This window comes from Arthrobacter sp. 05N33_2, assembly GCF_056397425.1.
This window is the reverse complement of the sequence record NZ_JBFTNJ010000001.1, coordinates 29360-50736: the sequence shown is the minus strand read 5'-3', so window position 1 is coordinate 50736 and position 21377 is coordinate 29360. Positions and strand designations below refer to the sequence as shown.

At 66.9% G+C, this 21377-nt stretch carries 16 protein-coding genes; 2 read left to right on the top strand and 14 right to left on the bottom strand.

Annotated features, from left to right (window positions below; genetic code table 11):
• Positions 1 to 39: 39 nt before the first annotated feature.
• From AC1DHX_RS00200 to AC1DHX_RS00190, 3 genes are read right to left on the bottom strand one after another with little or no spacing between them, the layout of a single operon-like run.
• Entirely contained in the window at positions 40 to 1038 is a 999-nt protein-coding gene (locus tag AC1DHX_RS00200) for a zinc-binding metallopeptidase family protein (protein ID WP_476859434.1), read from the bottom strand.
• A gap of 54 nt (positions 1039 to 1092) precedes the next feature.
• Entirely contained in the window at positions 1093 to 1599 is a 507-nt protein-coding gene (locus tag AC1DHX_RS00195; RefSeq protein WP_223914576.1) for a MarR family winged helix-turn-helix transcriptional regulator, read from the bottom strand.
• 2 nt (positions 1600 to 1601) lie between these two features.
• A complete protein-coding gene (locus AC1DHX_RS00190) occupies positions 1602 to 3347 on the bottom strand; it encodes an AMP-binding protein (protein WP_476859433.1) in 1746 nt (581 codons plus the stop codon).
• Between the two features lie 339 nt (positions 3348 to 3686).
• On the opposite strand from AC1DHX_RS00190, the gene AC1DHX_RS00185 reads away from it, so the two are divergent.
• Positions 3687 to 4820, top strand: a complete 1134-nt coding sequence (locus AC1DHX_RS00185; RefSeq protein WP_243181414.1) for an acyl-CoA dehydrogenase family protein — start codon at positions 3687 to 3689, stop codon at positions 4818 to 4820.
• Positions 4821 to 4834: 14 nt separating this feature from the next.
• On the opposite strand, the gene AC1DHX_RS00180 is transcribed toward AC1DHX_RS00185, so the two are convergent.
• The 9 genes from AC1DHX_RS00180 to AC1DHX_RS00140 all read right to left on the bottom strand — a co-directional run bounded on the left by AC1DHX_RS00180 (position 4835) and on the right by AC1DHX_RS00140 (position 17680).
• Entirely contained in the window at positions 4835 to 6697 is a 1863-nt protein-coding gene (locus AC1DHX_RS00180; RefSeq protein WP_476859432.1) for a sensor domain-containing diguanylate cyclase, read from the bottom strand.
• 73 nt (positions 6698 to 6770) lie between these two features.
• Positions 6771 to 7445: a response regulator gene (locus tag AC1DHX_RS00175; RefSeq protein ID WP_230008106.1), complete on the bottom strand. Its 675-nt coding sequence runs from the start codon at positions 7443 to 7445 to the stop codon at positions 6771 to 6773.
• Complete coding sequence (locus AC1DHX_RS00170) at positions 7442 to 10120, bottom strand: DUF4118 domain-containing protein (RefSeq protein WP_476859431.1); 2679 nt, start codon at positions 10118 to 10120, stop codon at positions 7442 to 7444. Before AC1DHX_RS00170 ends, AC1DHX_RS00175 begins: the two co-directional genes overlap by 4 nt.
• A gap of 12 nt (positions 10121 to 10132) precedes the next feature.
• On the bottom strand, positions 10133 to 10762 hold the full coding sequence (gene kdpC, locus AC1DHX_RS00165) for a K(+)-transporting ATPase subunit C (protein ID WP_476859430.1): 630 nt from the start codon (positions 10760 to 10762) through the stop codon (positions 10133 to 10135).
• Positions 10763 to 10772: 10 nt separating this feature from the next.
• Positions 10773 to 12911, bottom strand: coding sequence for a potassium-transporting ATPase subunit KdpB (gene kdpB, locus AC1DHX_RS00160; RefSeq protein WP_476859429.1), 2139 nt, complete (start codon positions 12909 to 12911; stop codon positions 10773 to 10775).
• Entirely contained in the window at positions 12908 to 14575 is a 1668-nt protein-coding gene (gene kdpA / locus AC1DHX_RS00155) for a potassium-transporting ATPase subunit KdpA (protein ID WP_476859428.1), read from the bottom strand. The genes kdpB and kdpA overlap by 4 nt, the downstream gene beginning before the upstream one ends.
• 7 nt (positions 14576 to 14582) lie before the next feature.
• Positions 14583 to 14681, bottom strand: a complete 99-nt coding sequence (locus AC1DHX_RS00150) for a potassium-transporting ATPase subunit F (RefSeq protein WP_344361134.1) — start codon at positions 14679 to 14681, stop codon at positions 14583 to 14585.
• A 271-nt stretch (positions 14682 to 14952) separates the two neighbouring features.
• Positions 14953 to 16929, bottom strand: coding sequence for an APC family permease (locus AC1DHX_RS00145; protein ID WP_476859427.1), 1977 nt, complete (start codon positions 16927 to 16929; stop codon positions 14953 to 14955).
• A gap of 130 nt (positions 16930 to 17059) precedes the next feature.
• Positions 17060 to 17680, bottom strand: a complete 621-nt coding sequence (locus AC1DHX_RS00140; RefSeq protein WP_476859426.1) for a hypothetical protein — start codon at positions 17678 to 17680, stop codon at positions 17060 to 17062.
• Positions 17681 to 17946: 266 nt separating this feature from the next.
• Between AC1DHX_RS00140 and AC1DHX_RS00135 the strand changes: the two genes are divergently transcribed.
• Positions 17947 to 19923 (top strand): APC family permease, encoded by a 1977-nt coding sequence (locus AC1DHX_RS00135; RefSeq protein ID WP_476859425.1) that lies wholly within the window; start codon positions 17947 to 17949, stop codon positions 19921 to 19923.
• Positions 19924 to 20073: 150 nt separating this feature from the next.
• Here the strand turns inward: AC1DHX_RS00135 and AC1DHX_RS00130 are convergent, their stop codons facing one another.
• Together AC1DHX_RS00130 and AC1DHX_RS00125 are read right to left on the bottom strand one after the other, a co-directional pair.
• Positions 20074 to 20277 carry a cold-shock protein gene (locus AC1DHX_RS00130; RefSeq protein WP_009357211.1) on the bottom strand — a complete coding sequence of 68 codons (204 nt, stop codon included), beginning with the start codon at positions 20275 to 20277 and terminating at the stop codon, positions 20074 to 20076.
• Positions 20278 to 20424: 147 nt separating this feature from the next.
• Positions 20425 to 21372, bottom strand: coding sequence for an alpha/beta fold hydrolase (locus tag AC1DHX_RS00125; protein WP_476859424.1), 948 nt, complete (start codon positions 21370 to 21372; stop codon positions 20425 to 20427).
• Positions 21373 to 21377 lie beyond the last annotated feature (5 nt).

Here is a 21377-nt window from a genome sequence, read left to right as displayed (position 1 = left end):
CGCCCTTCTTGTCAGCGGGCGGGGTCAGAGGGGCGCTTCTTAGCCGGCGGCCGTCGCTGAGGTTCGCAGCCCGTGGACGAACTCAAGCTTGTCGATAACTGCGGCGGAAAGGACGAAGGGGTAAAGATCATCTTTCCCCATGCTGCGGTTGACCTGGTTCAGGGCAAGGGAGAGCGGCAGCCATTCGGTTTCCACAATTTCCTGGAAAGAGGTCCCCCGGGGAGTGCCTGGGATGAGTCCGAATTCCCGGGCGGTGTCGAGGGTGTCGCAGATGTGGAGGTAATGGGCGAACGACTCCGCAAAGTCCTCGTAGGGGTGCATGGTTGCGTACTTTGAGATGAACCGTTCATTCCAGTCCGCCGGGGCGCCTTCGCTGTAGTGGCGGTCTATCTCTGCCTGGTAGTCCTTGGTGTCGTCGCCAAAGAGATTACGCGCCTCGCGCGTTCGTCCGTCATCGCTGAATACCAGCACCGTCTCAAAATAATGCCCCACTTCATGCCGGAAATGCCCGAGCATCGTCCGGTATGGTTCATCGAGTTGGGTACGCATTCGTTCCCGATAGGCATCGTCGCTTTCGGCCAGATTGATGGTGATCACACCGTCAGCATGACCGATCACCACATTTTCCTTGACACTGGACAACAGGTCGAAAGCAAGTCCCCCGTCGGGGTCTTCTGTGCGCGTGATGATCGGCAGGCCCAGCCCATCGAGCTCAGCAATGAGATGACGCTTGGCCCGCTCAGCCGCAATGAACTGCGATAGGCCTTTGGCGTCGCTGTCGTTCGGGCGAGTCCGCGTGAGCTCACAGCTGAAGCATTGACTGCCGCCCTCCGGGGCAAGCCAAGTGCAACCGGAAAGCAAAAAATTAGCGCACCGGTGCCAAGCGGCTCCCGACTCATCGGTGTACTGTCCCTGACTGCCTGTTGCGACTATGGCGCGGGCGTTCCGCAGGTATGCCAAGTTAGTTCCGCAGTGCAGGCAGACCGAATTTTCAAAGTACACGCTCGAACCGCAGACACCGCAGGATTGTTTTTTCACTTCATGATCTTAGCCGCGGCCACCGGGCTTCACCCGGTGCCCGGCGCCCGGGTCTCAGCCGCTGAAATCACCGGCGTTCCGGCGGAACGTGCCCAGGATCCGGATCAGCTGGTCCACGTCCTGGTCCGCGAAGCCGGACTGGCCAAAGACCTCGGAGTTCAGCACCGCCGTCGCCCGTTTGGCCAGGGTGCGGCCTTCCGGGGTGAGTTCGATCAGGGTGGTGCGGCCGTCTGTGGGGTGCGGCGAGCGGATCACCAGCCCGGCCTCCTGGAGCCGGTCCACGGCATTGGTGACTGAGGTGGGGTGGACCTGCAGCAGCGCGCTCGCCTTGTTCATGGGCAGCGCCCCGCTGCGGGCGAAGCTGAGCAACGCGAGCAGCTCGTACCGGGCAAAGGTGAGCCCGAACGGCTTGAGCACCGTCTCGATCCGGCCGAGCAGGATCTGCTGGGTCCGCATGATGGCGGTGATGGCGGCCATCGGGGCGGCGACGTCGGACCAGCCGTGGCGCTCCCAGTTCAGCCGGGCGTCGGCAATCGGATCTCGCGGCAGCGGTGTTCCCATGTTCAGCCCTGACCCTTGAGCCCGGGGAAATCGGAGTCGGAGTACTCGACGCCGAGGCCTTCCGGGACGGGCCCGCCGCCGTGGCGCACTTCCTCGCTGTGCCGCAGCTCCACGCGCCGGATCTTGCCGGAGATCGTCTTGGGGAGCTCGGCAAACTCCAGCCGGCGGATCCTTTTGAACGGCGCCAGGTGCTCCCGGCAGTACCGCAGGATGTCTTCGGCCAGCTCGGGGCCCGGCTGGTGCCCGGCCGCCAGGACCACAAAGGCCTTCGGCACTGACAGCTTGAGCGGGTCAGGGGAGGGGACGACGGCGGCCTCCGCCACTGCCGGGTGCTCAATCAGCACGCTCTCCAGTTCGAACGGGGACAGCCGGTAGTCGGAGGACTTGAAGACGTCGTCGCCGCGGCCCACATACGTGATGATGCCGCGCTCGTCCCGGCTCGCCATGTCCCCCGTGTGGTAGTAGCCGTCACGGAAAGCCTCCGCCGTCTTGTCCGGGTCGCCGTAGTACGCCTTCATGAGCCCCACGGGGCGGGGGTCGAGGCGCAGGCAGAGCTCGCCGTCGTCAGCCTCCTCACCCGTGGCGGGGTCCACAAGCACGACGTCGTAGCCAGGCAGCGGCTTGCCCATGGCGCCGATCTTGATCGGCTGGCCCGGGGTGTTCGCGATCTGCACGGTCGATTCGGTCTGGCCGAAGCCGTCCCGGATGGTTTGCCCCCAGGCGCGGTGGACCTGGTCGATCACTTCGGCGTTGAGCGGTTCGCCGGCGGATACCACCTTGGTGGGCGGATTCTTGAGCAGTGTGAGATCGGCCTGGATCAGCATCCGCCAGACCGTGGGCGGGGCGCAGAAGCTGGTCACGGATTCGCGGTCCATCTGCTCCATGAGCGCCCTGGCGTCGAAGCGTTCGTAGTTGTAGATGAACACACACGCCTCGGCGATCCAGGGGGTGAACACATTGGACCAGGCGTGCTTGGCCCAGCCCGGAGAGGCCACGTTGAGGTGCACGTCGCCCGGTTCCATGCCGATCCAGAACATCGTGGACAGGTGTCCCACCGGGTAGGACGTGTGCGTGTGTTCGACGAGTTTGGCCTTGGACGTGGTGCCCGAGGTGAAGTACAGCAGGAGCGTCTCGTCGGCCAGGGTGGGGGCGTCGGGGGTGAAATCCGTACCGGCCGCGGCAGCATCCGCGCCGTAGTACTGCAGGGCATTGGCCTGGGCGGCGGCGGGGTCCCGGGCGCTGGCGCCGACCTCAATCAGCCTGTACTGGCCGGCGACGTCGGCGAACTTCGCGATGTTGGCACTGCCGACGGCGGCCCAGGCCGCACCGCCGCGTTCCACCCGGTCCTGGAGGTCGGCCGGTCCCATCAGCGTGGTGGTGGGAATCATGACGGTCCCCAGCTTGATGCCGGCCAGCATCAGTTCCCAGAGCTCAACCTGGTTGCCGAGCATGATGATCATCCGGTCCCCGCGCCGCACACCTGCCCCGCGCAGCCAGTTAGCCACCTGGGACGAGCGCCGGGAGAGGTCAGCGAAGCTGCGCCGGGTCGCGGACCCGTCCTGTTCAACGATCACCAGCGCAGGCTTATCCGCCTTGGCCGGGTCCGCGGCGAGCTGGTCGAACCAGTCCAGGGCGAAGTTGAACTCCTCGAAGCGGGGCCACTGGAATTCGTTGCGGGCGCCGTCGTAGTCCCCGCGCAGGGCCAGCAGCCGGTCCCTTGCGGCCCGGAATTCCTCAGTCACGGTCATGGTGCACCTTTCGAAGTCCTCGGGCGCTGCCGTTCCGGGCGGTCGGTGGCACGGCGCCGTTGCCTGGGATCCACCGGCCCGGCACGGTGCCTGCCTAGTGATCCCCGTCACTGTGCAATATACTAGGACATCCAAGGGTTTGGAAGGGCGGCGCTGCTCTGCAGGCGTTGCATGACGAAGGGATACGTGCCCGTGCAGCCACAAGGACGTGCCAGCGGACCGTCGGCGCCAGCCGAATCAAATAGAGCGGAAAACAGAGCCGAATCAAATACAGCGGAAAACACAGCCGTCGCCGCATCCGAAGCCGCGGCGGAGCCGCCGTTTCCCGACGCCGACCTCATGTACATCGTGGATCTGCTGCCGCCGGACGAACAGCTCCGCTACCAGGAGGTCCGGGAATTCCTGCAGTCCCGGATCCGGGCCGCATCAATCGACTACTGGAACCGCGAGGAGTTTCCCTTCGGGCTGCTCGCCGAACTCGGCAAATACGGTTTGGGCGGGCTGCAGACGGACGGCACGTCCAAGCTCTTCAAGGGGCTCATGTATGTCGAGGTGGCGCGCGCCGACGTGTCCCTCTCCGCGCTCGTCGGGATCCACAACGAGCTGATCGTCGGCATGATCGACGAGCTCGGCTCGGAGGAACAGAAGGCGCGCTGGCTCCCTGGCCTCACCGCGTTCACCCAGCTCGGGGCGTTCGCCCTGACGGAGCCGGACCACGGCTCGGACATCGCCGGCGGCCTGGAAACCACCGCGCGGCTGGACGGCGACGAGTGGGTCCTCAACGGCGCCAAGCGTTGGATCGGCGCCGGCACCATCGCGGACTTCGCCCTCGTGTGGGCCCGGGACGTCGCTGACCAGCACATCAAGGGCTTCATCGTGGAGACGGACCGTCCGGGCTACACCGCAACCAAGATCGCCAACAAGATCGGCCTGCGCATCATGCAGAACGCGGACATCGTCCTCGACGAGGTCCGGATCCCGGCGGCCAACCTGCTGCCCGGCGCCACCAGCTTCTCCAAGGCCAACGAGCTCCTGCGCGATTCGCGGGCCTGGGTGGGCTGGCAGGGTGCCGGCATCCAGCTGGCCGCGTTCGACGTCGCGCGCGCCTATTCGCTGAAGCGCCGCCAGTTCGGCAAGGAACTGGCCCGCTTTCAGCTCATCCAGCAGCAGCTCGCCGAGATCCTGGGCAACGCGACCGCCTCCCTGGCCCTGATGGCCCAGCTGGCGCGCATCCAGGAAGAGGGCAAGCTCGAGATGGTCCAGGCCGCCATGGCCAAAGCGACCACCACGCGGCTGGCGCGTGCCTCGGTGGCGATGGGACGGTCCCTCATGGGCGGCAACGGCATCAGCAGCGACTATGAGATGGGCAAGCTCTTCGGCGACGCCGAGATTCTCTATACCTATGAGGGCAGCTACGAAATCAATTCACTGATCGTGGCGCGGGCCGTGACGGGAAAGTCCGCTTTCGTCTAGGCTCCCCGCGGGATCTAGGCTCCGAGTGTGTCAGCGCCGTCCCGCGCCTGCCCGTTCTGTGCCGGCCCGTTCTGTGCCGGGCTGTTCCGTGCCGGCCCGGCCGGGGCAGGCTGAACCGCCGGGCTGGCGTGGCCGTAGCGGGACGTGCGGTTGCGGCCGCCGTTCTTGGCCTCGTACAGGGCCCGGTCCGCGCAGTCCAGGAGCGAGCCGGCCGCGGCGTCGCTTTGCTCGCAGACTCCGGCGGAGATCGTCAGGAAACCAACCTCCCCGAACGGTTCGGACGCGATGGCCTTGCGGGCGCGTTCGGCGGCGCGCAGGGCCTCGGCACCGTCCGTCTCCGGGAGCAGCCACACGAACTCCTCGCCGCCGAATCGGGCCACGATCTCCTCGGCGCGGGCGACCGCCCGGAGCCTGGCCGCGACCTCCGCCAGGACCACGTCGCCCGTCAGGTGGCCGTGAGTGTCGTTGACCCTCTTGAAGTGGTCGATATCCAGGACGACGGCACTCAGGCTTGTCCCGCGGGTCCGGGACTGCGCAACATGCTCGGCGAGGTGCCGTTCCAAGGCCCGCCGGTTGGGCAAGCCACTGAGGGCATCGGTAGTGGCCTGCTGTTCGAGGTCGGTCCGGGCCTCCGTGTTGCCGATGGCGATCTCGACGAGCTCCGCGAACTGGGCCAGCCGCTCCATCATCGCCTCCGTGACCCCGGTGCGCGACTTCGACGTCAGGCTCACGGCGCCCCACAGGCTGCCGCGGACCCGGATCGGCGCCGCCGCCGCAGACTGGAAGCCGCCGGCGCGCATCTGCTCCGCTGCCTGTCCACCTTCCGCCCGGTAGCGAACCAGGGCCGGCTTGCCGGTCACGGCCACCCGGACAGTGGCCGACTCGTCCGTCGGGGCGAAGATCTGCCGCCGGCTCAGCGTCGGCGGCAGCGTCGGCGCCATGGCGACGATTTCCGCCGAGGATGCGCCCGTGAAACGGACGACGGCGGCGGAATCGACGTTGAACAGGTCGCGGACAATCGCGGCGACCCGCTCAGAGATGGCTGCGGGGGCCGCGTTGCGGGCAACTTCGGTGGCTATCTCGTGCAAAGCCTCCCAAACTTTTTGTTGCTGCAGGCGCTCGGTGATATCAACCGCCACCACCATGCCGGCCGCGGCCTCGTCGTCGGAGTAGACCGGCCCGGCGTTCAGCCGGTAGGTGCGGTGGCCGATCTGCCGGCTCCAGGAGACCTCGCGGCCGGCGAGGGCAGCGAGGTAGCGCGGCTCGAGCTCGCTGGCGAGATTGCCCTTGAGCACGTCCTGGATGCGCTGGCCTTCGAGCTCTTCCCTGCGGTAGCCGAAGGTCTCCAGCTCCTGGCCTTCGGCGATCAGGTAGCGCAGCTCGGCGTCGAAGAGGAGGACAAAGACGCCGGGGACGCTCCGCGCCAGGGCGCGGTACCGGTCCATGTCCCGTTGCCGGCGCCGGTCGGCCAGGACACGCTCGGTGATGTCCGTGACCAGGACGAAGAAGCCCTGCACCGCGCCGTCCTGGGTATCGGGGGTGTAGGTCACCTCGGTGAAGCGGGACTGGCCCGCGGCATCCACCAGGGTCCGGTCGAACTGCTGCCGCTTCCCGGCGAGCGCTCCCTCGATGTGCGGCAGGTTGGCCTCCAGGACGGTCTCGCCGAGCACGTCCCGGACATGCATGCCGTGAAGCTGCTGGGGTGCGAAACCAAACCACTCGCAGTAGGCGTCGTTGGCCAGGCGGTTGCGGAGTCCCGTGTCCCAATAGCCCACGAGTGCCGGGATTCCGTTCAGGACGGCCCGCAGCTGCGCCGGGATCTCAGGCAGTGGCGACGGACCGGCATCGTCCCTGTTGAGCGGGCTGCGATTAGTCATTGCCCCAGTATCCATGGCCGGGTTGCCTGGAGGGAAACGTCAGTGTCATCGACCGCCAGCGTGTCAGCGGGACTCAGGGCATGAACCTGTAGCCGATGCCGGCCTCGGTGAGCAGGTGGCGCGGGCTGGCGGTATCCGGCTCCAGCTTGCGCCGCAGCTGCGCCATGTAAACCCGGAGGTAGTTGGTCTCCTTGGCGTAGGCCGGACCCCAGACCCTGGAGAGCAGCTGCTGCTGGGTGATGAGCTTTTCCGGATTGCGGACCAGAACCTCCAGAATCTTCCATTCCGTGGGGGTCAGCCGGACGTCCTCGTGGTCCCTGGTCACCCGGTGCTTGGCAAGGTCCACGGTGAAGGCATCGGTCCTGACCACTGATTCGTGCTCCGGTTCGACGCTGCGGCGCAGCAGGGCCCGCAGCCGGGCCAGGAGCTCGTCCAGGCCGAACGGTTTGGTGATGTAGTCATCCGCGCCGGCGTCGAGCGCCTCAACTTTGTCCTCGGAGCCGTGCCGGGCGGACAGCACCAGAACCGGCACGCTGCTGAAGCCGCGCAGCTCCTTGAGGACGCTGGTCCCGTCAATGTCAGGCAGGCCGAGGTCCAGAATGATGAGTGAGAGCGGGTTCTGAGTGGCCGCCAGCAGTGCTGAGGTCCCGTCGACGGCGGTGGTGACGGCGTAGCCGTTGGCCTGGAGCGTGATCCGGAGGGCCCTGAGCAGATGCGGGTCGTCGTCGACGACGAGGACCGCCGTCATGCTGCGTCCGGTCCGGACGTGACGGGCAGCGCATGACCACGGCGCGCCACCAGCGAGCGGGGCTCGAACGGGGCCTGGGCCCGGTGCCCGTCATACGGGGTCCCCGTCGACAACGGCAGCCGGATAATCATCGTCAGCCCTCCTCCCGGTGTAGCTTCCGCGGTCAGGCTCCCACCCATGGCGTCCGTGAACCCTTTCGCTACCGCAAGCCCGAGCCCGATCCCAGTGGCCTGCGGGGCGTCGTCGAGCCGCTGGAATGGCCGGAACATTTCCAGGACACTCTCCGCAGGGATTCCCCGGCCGTGATCGATGATCCGCAGCTCGCCGGCAGGACGCCCCCCGAGAGTCGCCGGGCTCAGCCCGCCGGCCGCCCCGACCAGGACGATGTCCGAGTCGGGGGCATATTTCACGGCGTTCTCGACGATGTTCGCAATCACCCGCTCCAGCATTCCAGGGTCGGCTTCAATCTCCGGCATGTTTGGAGGCAGGTCCACCCGCACCCTCCCCGCGGGGACGGCGCTCAGGGAACCCGGGATGACCTCATACCAGCGCACGGGTTTGAGCAGGGGATTGACGGCATCCGACGTGATCCGGGACATGTCCAGCAGATTGCCGACCAGCGCGTCCAACCTGTCCGAACACTCCTCTATCGTAGCCAGCAGCTCCTTCTCCTCTTCCTTGGTGAAATGGACGTCGTCGTGCCGAAGTCCGCCGACAGCCAGCTTGATCCCGGCCAGGGGCGTGCGCAGGTCGTGGGAAACGGCCCGGAGGATGGAGGTGCGCATCGTGTTGCTCTCGGCCAGGCGCAGCATCTCCCGCCGGCTCGCCACCAGCTGCTGTCGTTCCAGCTGCGCTGCCAGATGAACCCCGAACGCCCCCAGAAGGCGCCGGTCGCTTGCGGGCAGAATCCGTCCGAACAGCACCAGGCGCGTGGAGGCGTCGATTTCTTCGACGTTGTCGCCGGCGGCATCGCTTCCGGTCCCGTCAGCGGACAGGGCAGGAATTTCACCTACGGCGGCCTGGAGACGCCACTGCCGGTCCGGGCTGGCTCCGCTGTCGCCGTCCGCGAGGCCGTAGCCCAGGCTGAAAACAGCAGCACCACGGACCTGGAAGACGCTCAGGGCTTGTTCCAGCAATGCCTGGACCGTGTCCTCCGAGCCGGCGGCACTGCGCGTCAGGTCACCGAGCGTCGTGGCTTCGGCGCGGGCCCGCGCGGCCTCCTTGGAGCGGCCGGCCGATAGGTCGACCACAAGGGCGACGGCGGCCGAGACGCCTACAAACACCAGCAGCGCCAGGAAATTCTGGGGATCGCTGATGGTGAGGTTGCCCAGCGGCGGGGTCGAAAAGTAGTTCACCAGGAGGCTGCTCCACAGTGCGGCCAGGATGGCCGGCCACAACCCGCCGATCAACGCCACCGCCACCGAGCCGGTGAGCTGGACCAGCATGGCCGCAGCCACATTCTGTTCCGGATTCAAGAGCGACAGCAGGAGTTGCAGGACCACCGGGAGCAGCACAGCAAGACCGAACCCGGCGGCCACCCGGATGCGGCCAAGGTCCCGCTGCCGTGGCGGGCGGGTTCCCCGGCCGCCGAGCGGATGGGAGACCATGTGGACGTCGATGTCGCCGGAATCGCGGACCACCCGGGTGCCGACCCCGCCGCCGAGCAGATTTCCGACCAGGCCGGCGAGCTTTTTGTGCCGCGAGATGCCGACGACGATCTGGGTGGCGTTGACGCTGCGGGCGAAGTCCAGGAGCGCGGCAGCCGGATCCTCGCCGGTCACGATGTGGTAGCTGCCGCCCAGGTCCAGGATCAGGCGGCGCTGGGCTTCCAGCGCCTGGGGCGACTCCTCGGCGAGGCCATCGGCGGACCGGACGTGGACCGCCAGCAGGTCCCCACCGCTGACGCGGTTGAGGATCCTGGCCCCGCGGCGGATCAGGACTTCTCCTTCGGGGCTGCCGGTCAGCCCGACCACGATGCGTTCCCGGGCCGGCCAGCTTTCGTCGATGCCCTGTTCGGCCCGGTACTTGGCCAGGCCCTCGTCCACCCGGTCGGCGAGCCACAGCAAAGCCAGTTCACGCAATGCCGTGAGGTTGCCCAGGCGGAAATAGTTCGAGAGGGCGGCGTCGATCTTGTCGGCAGCGTAGATCTTGCCGTCGCCCAGGCGCTGGCGGAGCACCTCGGGGGAGATGTCCACGAGGTGGATCTGGTCCGCCTTCCGGACGACGGCGTCCGGCACCGTCTCCGCCTGGTGGACATCGGTGATGGCGCTGACAACGTCGCCCAGGGACGCCAGATGCTGGACGTTGACGGTGGAGAGCACGTTGATGCCGGCATCCAGAAGCGCATCGACGTCCTGCCAGCGCTTGGGATTGCGGCTGCCGGGGATGTTGGAGTGGGCGTATTCGTCCACGATCGCGGTCCCTGGCGCCCGGGCCAGGACAGCGTCGAGGTCCATCTCCTCGAACTCCGTGTCCCGGTAGGGCAGCTTCCGGGGTGGAATGACTTCGAGTCCCTCCAGCAGCGCCCCTGTCTCGCTGCGGCCGTGGTCCATGGCGAACGCGACGACGACGTCCTCGCCGCGCTTGCCGAGCCGGTGGGCCTCCTCGAGCATCTCGTAGGTCTTGCCCACACCCGGCGCGGCGCCCAGGAAGATCCGCAGCGTTCCACGTGCCATGCCGTCATTCTCTCACTTGGATTGTGCCGGCTGCGACGGCAGCGCGGCCGCCGCCACGGCGAGGTTGAGGGCAGTCACGTTGACCGACGGCTGGCCGAGAAACGCGACTAACCCACCGCTGGTGTGCTGCTCCACCAGGGAGGCAACGGCGTCGGTGCTGAAGCCGTTCGCTGCTGCCACCCGCGCAAGCTGCAGTTTGGCGTACTCGGGTGAAATGTCCGGGTCCAGTCCGGAACCGCTGGCCGTCACCGCGTCGGCCGGCACCGCTGCCGCATCCACGCCTTCAGCGGCGGCGACGGCGGCCCGGTTCGCGGCGACGGCCTCGAGCAGTTTCGGATCGTTGGGCCCGAAGTTGGTGGCCGAGGACGACGCCGGGTCCCACTTCACGGCCGAGGGCCGGGGGTGAAACCAGCGCGGGTCCTGGGCGCCGGCGTCGTTAGCGGATGACTGGGCGATCAAGGCAGACGCGGCCGGGTCGCCGGCGGCGTCCTTGATGATGGAGCCGTTCGCCTGATATGGCGCGATGAGCTGTGCGATGCCGAAAACGGCCAGCGGGTAGGCGACGCCGAGGGCCAGTGTGGCAAAGAGCAGGAACCGCAGTGCGGTGCCGGCCTGGCGGAGGTAGCCGGTGAGTGCGTTCATGGGGGTGTTCCTAGCCGATTCCGGGGATGAGGGAAATCATGAGGTCGATGATTTTGATGCCGATGAAGGGTGCGATCAGGCCGCCGAGCCCGTAGACCAGCAGGTTCCGCGCCAGCGCCTGGTTGGCGGAGACGGCACGGTATTTGACCCCGCGCAGAGCCAGCGGCACCAGGGCGATGATGATGAGGGCGTTGAAGATCACTGCGGACAGGATGGCTGAGGCCGGGGTGGCCAGGCCCATGATGTTCAGCAGTCCGAGCCCGGGGAAGGCTGCGGTGAAGAGGGCCGGGACGATCGCGAAGTACTTGGCGACGTCGTTGGCGACAGAGAAGGTGGTCAGGGCGCCGCGGGTGATGAGCAGCTGCTTGCCGATGCCGACGATGTTGATGAGTTTGGTGGGGTCGGAGTCGAGGTCGACCATGTTCGCGGCGTCCTTCGCGGCCGGGGTTCCGGAGTTCATGGCGACGCCGACGTCCGCCGCGGCCAGGGCCGGGGCGTCGTTGGTGCCGTCACCGGTCATGGCCACGAGCCGGCCTGCGGCCTGTTCCTTTTTGATGACCGCGAGCTTGTCCTCCGGGGTTGCTTCGGCCAGGAAGTCATCGACGCCGGCCTCGGCGGCGATGGCCTTGGCGGTGATGGGGTTGTCGCCGGTGATCATGACGGTCCGGATGCCCATTTGCCGCAGTTCGGCGAAGCGGGCGTGCATGCCGGGTTTGACGACGTCGGCGAGGTGGATGGTTCCCAGGATGTCCGCCCGGCCCTCCTTGTCCACCTGGGCGACCAGCAGGGGGGTGCCGCCCTGGGCCGAGATTTCCTGTACCCGGTGGTCGACCTCCGCCGGGGTGTGCCCGCCGAAGTCGGCAACGAATGCCGCCACCGTGGTGGCAGCGCCTTTGCGGATCTGCCGGCCGTCAAGGTCCAGGCCGCTCATGCGGGTGCTGGCGCTGAAGGGGACCACGGCAAAATTGCCGGAGGAGCGTTCAAGTGTGGCCAGATCGGACCCGGTCACGCCCTTGTCCGCGGCGAGGTCCAGGATAGAGCGTCCCTCGGGGGTTTCATCGGCCAGACTGCAGACCCGGGCCGCTTCGATCATCCGGGTCCGCTCCACATGGCTGGCGGGGAAGAAATTGACGGCGCGGCGGTTGCCGTAGGTAATGGTTCCGGTCTTGTCCAACAACAGTGTGGTGATGTCCCCGGCGGTCTCCACGGCACGGCCGGAGGTCGCCAGCACATTGTGCTGGACCAGGCGGTCCATGCCGGCGATGCCGATCGCCGGGACAAGGGCGCCGATGGTGGTGGGGATCAGGCAGACCAGCAGGGCGACAAGCACGATCGGAGACGGCGTGGCGCCGGCCAGGGCGGCGAACGGTGCCAGAGACATCGTCACGGCCAGGAACACGATGGTCAGGGACACCAGCAGGACGTGCAGCGCGATTTCGTTGGGAGTCTTCTGCCGCACGGCGCCCTCCACCAGCTTGATCATCCGGTCGATGAACGTCTGTCCAGGCTCGGCCGTGATGCGGATGACAATCCGGTCCGAGAGGACCCTCGTGCCGCCGGTGACGGAGGACCGGTCACCGCCGGATTCGCGGATCACCGGGGCTGATTCGCCGGTGATGGTCGATTCGTCGACGCTCGCCAGGCCTTCGATGATTTCGCCGTCCGAGGGGATGACGTCCCCGGCCTCGCAGATCACCACATCATTGAGACGCAGCTCCGTGCCGGGCACGTCCCGGGTGGTGCCGTTGGGCTGGCGGAGCCGGGCCTGGACGCCTTTGCGGCTGGCGCGGAGGCTGTCGGCCTGGGCTTTGCCCCGGCCCTCGGCGATGGATTCGGACAGCGTGCCAAAGAGGACGGTGAGCCACAGCCAGGCTGTGACCGCGATGCCGAACACCGACGGCCGGTACAGGGAGATCGCCGTGCACAGGCCAGCCCCCACCAGCACGGTGAACATGACCGGGGAATGGATCATCTGCCGCGGGGAGAGTTTGCGGACCGCGAGCGGCAGGGCCGCGAGGACGGACGCGAACGTGAGTTTTGCCGGGGCCTTGGTGTGGTGCTTGTGTTCGCCGGGGGTGCCGAGGGGGTTGCCGTCGGCGTAGGTCTGGGCGTCGGTGTCCGTGGCTAATGCCGTGTGAGACCGGGTCATTTGAGGAGTCCTTCTGCGAGGGGTCCGAGGGCAAGGGCCGGGAAGTAGCTCAGGGCGGTCATGATCACTGTCACGCCGAGCAGCAGCGAGCCGAACAGTGGGCCGTGGGTGGGGACGGTGCCGGCGGAGGCGGGAACCTTGCCCTGACGGGCGAGGGAGCCGGCCAGGGCCAGCACCAGGACAATCGGGAGGAGCCGGCCCAGCAGCATGCCCAGGCCCATCATGACCGACATGAAGGGGCCGGAGGTGGTGATGCCACCAAACGCGGAGCCGTTGTTGTTGGCCCCGGACGTGAAGGCGTAGAGCACTTCGCTGAACTGGTGGGGACCGGTTGCTGGCGCGTTGGCCATGATGTCCGGCAGCAGGACGGTGATTCCGGACAGGGCCAGCACCAGGGTCGGGGTGACCAGGATGTACATGGCGGCGAGCTTCATTTCCGTCGGGCCGATCTTCTTGCCTAGATACTCCGGGGTGCGCCCGACCATCAGCCCGGCGATGAAGACGGAAATGATGGACAGGATGAGCAGGCCGTAGAGCCCCGAGCCGGTTCCGCCGGGGGCGACCTCGCCGAGCATCATGTTCACCATGGCTATTCCGCCGGCCAGCGGCGGCAGCGAATCGTGGGCGACGTTGACGGCGCCGGTGGAGGTCAGAGTGGTGGAGGTAGCGAAGATCGCGCTTGGCACGGGGCCGAAGCGCTGTTCAAACCCCTCGCCCAATCCGCCGGCGGCCGCTGTCGCCGTTCCCTGTCCGGCAGCCACGGCCCAACCCATCAGCGAAATCGAAGCCAGCCACAGGGTGCCCATCACGGCGACCACCGTATAGCCCTGCTTCTGGTCGCCCACCATCCGGCCGTAGGCGTAAGGCAACGCCGAGGGGATGAGCAGGATCAGGAACACCTCAAAAAGACTGATGAAGGCGTTGGGGTTTTCGAACGGGTGGGCCGAGTTGGCATTGAAGTAGCCGCCGCCGTTGGTTCCCAGGATCTTGATGGCTTCCTGGGAGGCGACGGGACCGCCGGGAATGGTCTGGCTGACCCCGGACGCCTGGTTGACGACGTCCGTAGGCCAGAAGTTCTGCACCACACCGCCGAGGACCATCACCACAGCCGCGACGAACGCGATCGGCAACAGGACCCGGAACGAGGTCCGGGCCAGGTCCACCCAGAAGTTGCCCAGCCGGTCGGTGCGGGTCCGGGCGATGCCTCGGATCAGGGCGATAACGACGACGATCCCGACGGCGGCAGAAAGGAAGTTCTGCACCGCAAGCAGGGCCATCTGCACAAAGATGCCTACCGTGGTCTCCGGTACATAGGTCTGCCAGTTCGTGTTGGTCACGAACGAAATGGCCGTGTTCATGGCCACCCAAGGATCCACGCCGGGCAGGGATCCGCTGCCCGGCAGGACGCCCTGCAGCCGCTGGAGGCCGAACACGGCCAGAATGGACACGGCCGAGAACGCCAGGACGCTGCGCAGGTAGACGGGCCAGGTCTGCTCGGTGTCGGCGTCGACCCCGGCCAGCCGGTAGAAGAGGCGCTCGGGCCGGGATGACGTTTTGCCCTCGAAAACCCGGGCCAGGTAGATGCCCAGGGGCTTGTGCACGGCCGCCAGAACGATGAGGAGGGCCGCCACCTGGGCAGCAAAGGATGCAGCGTTGAACGTCATGATCCGCTCACCACTTTTCCGGGTGGATCAGGACGGCCAGCAGGTAGCCGAAGAGGCACAACCCGGCCAGCAACAGAACGAGCCACATGATCGCGTCGGCGCTCACTTGCCGCTCTCCGGCCGGTCATCGGCACTGCCGACCATTCCGGCCAGGACGTGGCCGATCCACATGACGAACCCCATGGACACCATGAGGATTCCGATAACAGCCAGGTCGGCCATTGCAGGTTCCTTTCATCCGCGCCCCGTTTGCGGGGCTACTGAAAGTCAATCCCTGCCAAGAGCGAAATAACCGGTTCCTGATGGTTTCTTAACGCCCGGACGGCCGATCTTGACGCAGTCTTAACGGGCGCGGAAAGCGCGCCGTCCCGCGGCCATTAGCCGACGTGGACCCAGGGCCGTTTGGTGACGTCCGGTTCGGCTTCGCGGAGCACTTCGCGCGTGACCGGGGCGATTTCACCTTCGCCGAAGGCCAGGAAGCGCAGCAGGTTGGTGACCGGGTTGCCTTCGGTCCAGCGGAAGTAGATGTGCGGCATCAGCCCGGTGACGTCGCGGATGTGCAGCAGTACGGAAGCGATCGTGTTCGGCACAACTGGCCCGTGGACCTCCAGGATCTGGTAACCGTGCCGGGTGACCCCGTTGACCTCGAGCGCGGTCTCGAAGTCCGAGGAGTCGTCCACGACGACTTCGAGGAACAGCGCCTGGTAGTCCACGGGGAGGTGGCTGACCTCGATCGCGGACGTGAGCTTGTCCAGGTACGCTTCAGGGCTCAGCCGCAACGGCTCGTGGGCGATGATGGCGATCGGACCTTCCAGGTTGGCGGACATGAACTCCAATGCCTTCCGGTCCATGTGGACATGGGTCGCGTGGAGTTCGAAGGAGCGCCGGATGCGGGAAAGCAGGGAGATCACAATGATGCCCCCGATGAAGAACGCGGCGATCCGGATGCCTTCGGGCCGTTCGATGATGTTGGCCACCGTGGTGTAGATGAACACGACGGCGATGACGCCAAACCCGATAGTGCGTTTGCGCTGTTTCCCGCGCCGGGCGGACAGTGCCACCGCCACCGCGGCGGAGGTCATCAGGACCAGGACGCCTGTGGCGTAAGCGCCGCCCTGGGCGTCGACGTCGGCGTCGAACAGCCAGGTGATCAGGAACCCCACCAGGGTGAACACCAGGACCAGCGGGCGCACGGCCCTTGCCCACCCGGGGGCCATGCCGTACCGGGGCAGGTAGCGCGGTACGAGGTTCAGCAGCCCGGCCATGGCGGAGGCGCCGGCGAACCACAGGATGGCGATGGTGCTCAGATCGTAGACGGTGCCGAATCCGTTTCCCAGGTATTCGTGCGCGAGGTAGGCCAGGGCGCGGCCGTTCGCCGGGCCGCCGGGTTCGAAGTCCTGCGCTGGGATCAGGACCACCGTGGTGAAGCTGGTCGTGATCAGGAAGGCACTCATGATGACGGCGGCAGTTGTCAGCAGCCGGCGGGCACCGTCGATTCGGCCTGCCGGTTTCTCTTCCGTGTCACCGGGGCGTCCCTGGATCTGCGGCATCACGGCCACGCCGGTCTCGAAGCCGGACAGGCCCAGGGCCAGCTTGGGGAAGACGAGCAGCGCGATGCCCACCACCATCAGCGGGCTCCCGTGCTGGGTGGTCAGGGCCAGCCACCAGTCGTCCACGGCAACTGGGTGGGTCAATGTTTCGAATATTGTCGTGACTACCACGACGACGTTCAGGCCCAGGTAAATGCCCACCAGGACGACGGCGACGCCGATGGCCTCCTTGAAACCGCGCAGGAACACGGCGGCGAGCAGAGCCAACAGGAACAGCGTGACCGCGACGTTCTGGCCCTGCATCCAGGCGGGGGCGAACGGGTTCTCGAGCGCGTGCGCGGTCGCGTCCGCGGCAGAAAGCGTCATGGTGATCATGAAGTCGGTGGCGGCGAAACCCAGCAACACCAGGACGAGCAGTTTCCCGCCCCAACGCGGCATCAGCCGCTCCAGCATGGCGATGGATCCCTCGCCGCGGTGGCTTTCGCCGGCCACCCGGCGGTATACCGGCAGTGCGCCGAACAAGGTCACGGCAACCAGGACCAGCGTGGCCAGCGGCGAAATCACGCCCGCGGCCAGGGCCGCAATGGCCGGCTGGTAGCCCAGCGTGGAGAAGTAATCGACGCCGGTCAGGCACATGACCTGCCACCACGAGTGCTTCTTCAGGTGGCTGTCGCTCACGGCCCCGGGCCCCTGATGGATACCCTTGGCGTCCTGGAGGCCGAACAGCAGCCATTTCCTGAAGTTGTCCCCGGCTCCCGGCCGTGCCTCTGAGGGATCCGAAGGCGGCCTGCTCATCGTGGTCATCTATGCCTCTCCGCGCGATGCCCACCATCGTGTTTACTGCCGACGATAACACCGGAGCCGGGAGCGGCTCCCGCCCCGGGGCCGATCTTGACGGATCTTTAACACCGGCCCGCCGGCGGCGGCACCGGTCTCAGCGGGCTGCGGCGGGGGCGGGGATTTCGATGTAGAGGATGAAACCGGCGGCAGCCGGCAGATACCAGTGCCTGCGGTGCCGTGCGGGCCGGTAGAGGTGTCCGAACGGGTCTGTCACGTGGGCATGCGCCAGCACGTCTTGGCGCCGGAGCTGGACGTCGATGTCCTCGATGCCGGACTGGTGCGACGCAAGGCCGTCGATGTTGAGAGACCAGGCGCCCCCGGCCGGGGCTGTCCCGCGTTCCAGGGCAAGGATTTCGAACAGGTCCGAGACCACTTCGTCCCTGGTGGCGGGGCAGAAGCGGCGGAGCCGATGCCCCTCGGGATGCGCGCCTTGTGCGTCCAGCCATGCGTGGCGGAGCCAATGGAATTCCACTTGGCCGCGGGAGGGCCCGAGGATCAGGTGACGGTTCGGATCCAGGGCCAGACGGTAGGCGCAGCCGTTACGGTCGATGATGCACGCGGCTTCCCCGACGTACTCAAACGCCGTCAGCAGATCCTGTTCCGACCGGTGATACGTAAAGTCCCCGCTGTCATCGATGGCGACGAAATCCCGGACAATACCGGCACCCGCCGGAAGGTCGGGCGTGTCCTGCGCCGGCCGGGACGTGGTGTTCATGCTGTTTGGCTCCTGCTGGGGATCGGATTGCGGCCACCGTGGCTGCAGCGTCCTCCTGCTTCATAACATCACCGGCGACGCCCCTCGGGTCGGTCCTTAATGCTTTCCGTATGCCGGCAGGCCATAAATTTGCGTTCTCTTAATGTGGCGGCTCGCCGTGGGCGTTAGGGAACCGTCAGGATTGTTCGCCGAAGGGCCGCCACGGCTGCGGACGCTGGTACTCTCGCGGACGGAAGCGGCGCGATGCGTCGCCTGGAAAGGACTACATGACTACCCTCAGCCGGCCACCGGCAGACCCTTCGGCGCCGCGGCCCGACGCCGGGGAGCACTTCAAGAACTGGCTGCTGTTCGGCCTCCAGGACGCCAAGGGAATCCACCAGGGGCCCGGGGCCGTGAGCGACAGCCACCTGAAGAAACACACATGGTGGCAGGTCATGTGCCTGACTGGCGTGGACTACTTCTCCACGCTGGGCTACCAGCCCGCCATCGCCGCGCTCGCGGCCGGCGTGATTTCGCCGCTGGCCACGCTGGTCCTGGTCGCCGTGACCTTGCTGGGCGCACTGCCGGTGTACCGCCGGGTGGCCGGCGAAAGTCCGCGCGGCGAAGGGTCCATCGCCATGCTGGAGCGGCTGCTGCCGCGGTGGGGCGGGAAACTGCTCGTCCTGGTGCTGCTGGGTTTCGCCGCCACCGACTTCATGATCACCATGACGCTCTCCGCTGCGGACGCAACAGCGCACGCGATCGAGAACCCGTTCGCCCCCGACTGGATCCAAGGCCAGAACGTCGCGGTCACGCTGGTCTTCCTGGCCCTGCTCGCTGCCGTGTTCCTGCGCGGCTTCAAGGAGGCGATCGGCGTCGCCGTCGTCCTGGTGGGCATTTACCTCGGGCTGAACGTCGTCGTGGTCATCACAACGATCATCGAGGTCCTGCAGCACCCGGTGGCGGTCGACAACTGGTGGCTGGCCCTGACCACCCAGCACGGGAGCCCGCTGATGGTGGTGGGCATCGCGCTGCTCGTCTTCCCCAAGCTGGCCCTGGGCCTGTCCGGCTTCGAGACCGGCGTCGCCGTGATGCCGCAGATCCGCGGCCACGTCAAGGACACCGAGGAGAACCCTGAGGGCCGGATCAAGGGTGCACGCCGGCTGCTGACGACGGCGGCCCTCATCATGAGCGCGTTCCTCGTCACCACAAGCTTCACCACGGTGGTGCTGATCCCGGCGCAGGAGTTCCAGCCGGGCGGGCAGGCGAACGGGCGTGCCCTGGCCTATCTCGCGCACGAATACCTGGGAAACGGATTCGGCACCGTCTATGACCTGAGCACCATTGCCATCCTGTGGTTTGCCGGCGCTTCCGCCATGGCCGGGCTGCTGAACCTCGTACCGCGCTACCTGCCCCGGTACGGCATGGCTCCGGAGTGGGCCCGCGCGGTCAGGCCACTGGTCCTGGTGTTCACGCTGGTCGGGTTCCTGATCACCTGGCTGTTCGACGCCGACGTCGACGCCCAGGGCGGCGCCTACGCCACCGGCGTCCTGGTCTTGATGACGTCGGCGGCGATTGCCGTGACGCTGTCCGCGCGCAGCCACCAGCAGCGTATGCGCAGCATCGGCTTCGGCATCATCGCCGTCGTGTTCATCTACACCACGGTGGCGAACATCTTCGAGCGGCCCGAAGGCATCCGGATCGCCGCGTTCTTTATCATCGGGATCATCGTGATCTCCCTGCTCTCGCGCATCCGGCGCTCCTTCGAGCTCCATGCCACGCATGTGCGGATGGACACCCCGGCCCTGGAATTCCTGGCCGCCAATGAATCCGGCCCCATCGCGATCATCGCCCACGAGCCGCTGCGTCTCACTGCCCAGGCGTACCTGGACAAGCTCACGTCCGCGATCGAGGTCAGCCACCTCCCGCTGGACTCCCAGGCACTGTTCCTCGAAGTGGTGGTGGACGACTCCTCCGACTTTGAGACCGCGCTCGAGGTCCGCGGGGTCAGCCGGCACGGGTACCAGATCCTGGAGGTCCACGGGCCAGTTGTTCCGAACACGATCGCCTCCGTGCTGCTGCACATCCGCGACGTCACCGGGCTGATGCCGCACATCTACTTCCGCTGGACGGAGGGAAACCCGTTCACCAACCTCCTGCGGTTCCTGGCTTTCGGCGAAGGCGAGATCGCCCCGGTGACGCGCGAAGTGCTGCGGGAGGCCGAGCCGGACGTCACCCGGCGTCCATGGGTCCACGTCGGCTGAGACCGCGCCCGGCGGCAGGCGCAAGGCCACAAGTGCCTCGAACACAAGCGCCTCGAACACAAACGCCCCTCCGGAGGAATCCTCCGGAGGGGCGTTGTGGTCTTCGGGGAAAGTGTCCCGGCCAGGCGGCCGGGGCTTTTTCCGGAGTACTTAGAGCGGGCGGATGTTCTCAGCCTGCGGGCCCTTCGGGCCCTGCGTGACGTCGAATTCAACCTTCTGGTTCTCGTCCAGCGAACGGTAGCCGCTGGTAGCGATTGCCGAGTAGTGGGCGAAAACGTCGGCCGACCCGTCATCCGGGGCAATGAAGCCAAAACCCTTTTCGGCGTTGAACCATTTAACTGTGCCTGTAGCCATGCCTTTATCCTTCTGAAATGCTGCTGATCTCCGGCGGCCATAAGGCCAACGGCTGCGGAGACATTCGTCCGCTGTCCCCAACGTACGGTGCGACGGGCCGCGGTGCAAGGGTCTGACGGGGGTCTTCGTCCCGGCCGGCCGCTTTCGTCAGGCCGAGACGGTGGCGTCGAAGAGCGCAATCAGGTCCCGGCTGATCTGGTACGGCGAGGTCTCGGACGGGCTGTGGCCCGCGCGGTAGACCGAAATCCGCGCACCGATCGACTTCGCGAAGCTCCGGTGCAACGCCAGCGGCCAGAGGTCGTGTTCGCCGACTGCGACAAGCTTTGGCAGCGTCGCGGCCGCCAGCACCCGCCGCAGATCCGGGGTGTGCTTCATAAGGCCGATGATGTCGACCACCGAGGCGCGGCGCGTGAACGCGAACCGGCTCCTGACGAACCGCAGCCGCTGCGGCGCCACCCGGGCAATATTGCTGCGGATGCCCCAAATCATTAATGCGGTGCCGACCCTGGAGGTGACCCAACAGCTGACCCAGCCAGCCAGGCGCACGTAGCGGAGGCTCTGCCCCGGCTCCGGCGGGCAGCTGATGAGGGTCAGACTGCGGAACTTTTCTGGCCGCTGGACGAACGCCAGCTGGGCAACCACCGCCGCGAAGGAATACCCCACGACGTGCACCGCGCCTTGATCGGTGTCCAGCATGGCCAGGAGATCGTCGCGGAACAGCTCGTAGTCGTAGCAATTCCGGGGCGGAACGAGGTTTTCGGGCCCGGCCTGGGCGGATTCGTACTGCCCGGCGATGTCGCAGCTGAGGACGAAGTATCCGGCCGCGGCGAGCTCGGGCAGCATGAGGATGAAGTCTTCCTTGGAGCCGGTCGCGCCCGGGACTAGCAGGACGCGCGGCTTCCCGGGATCTCCGGCAGCGATCGTCGCCAAGGTCCCGCTCGGTGCCTCGAACTCACCGCGCATCACGCCTGCCGGAAGGACGGCCCAGTCGAAGTCGGGCAACGCGGCGTCCCGGCGGGCGGCATCGTCCACCAGCCCCGAACCAAAGCCCTCGGGAACCGGGCCGCCCTGTGCGTTACTGCCGGCAGACGCCATCTAAC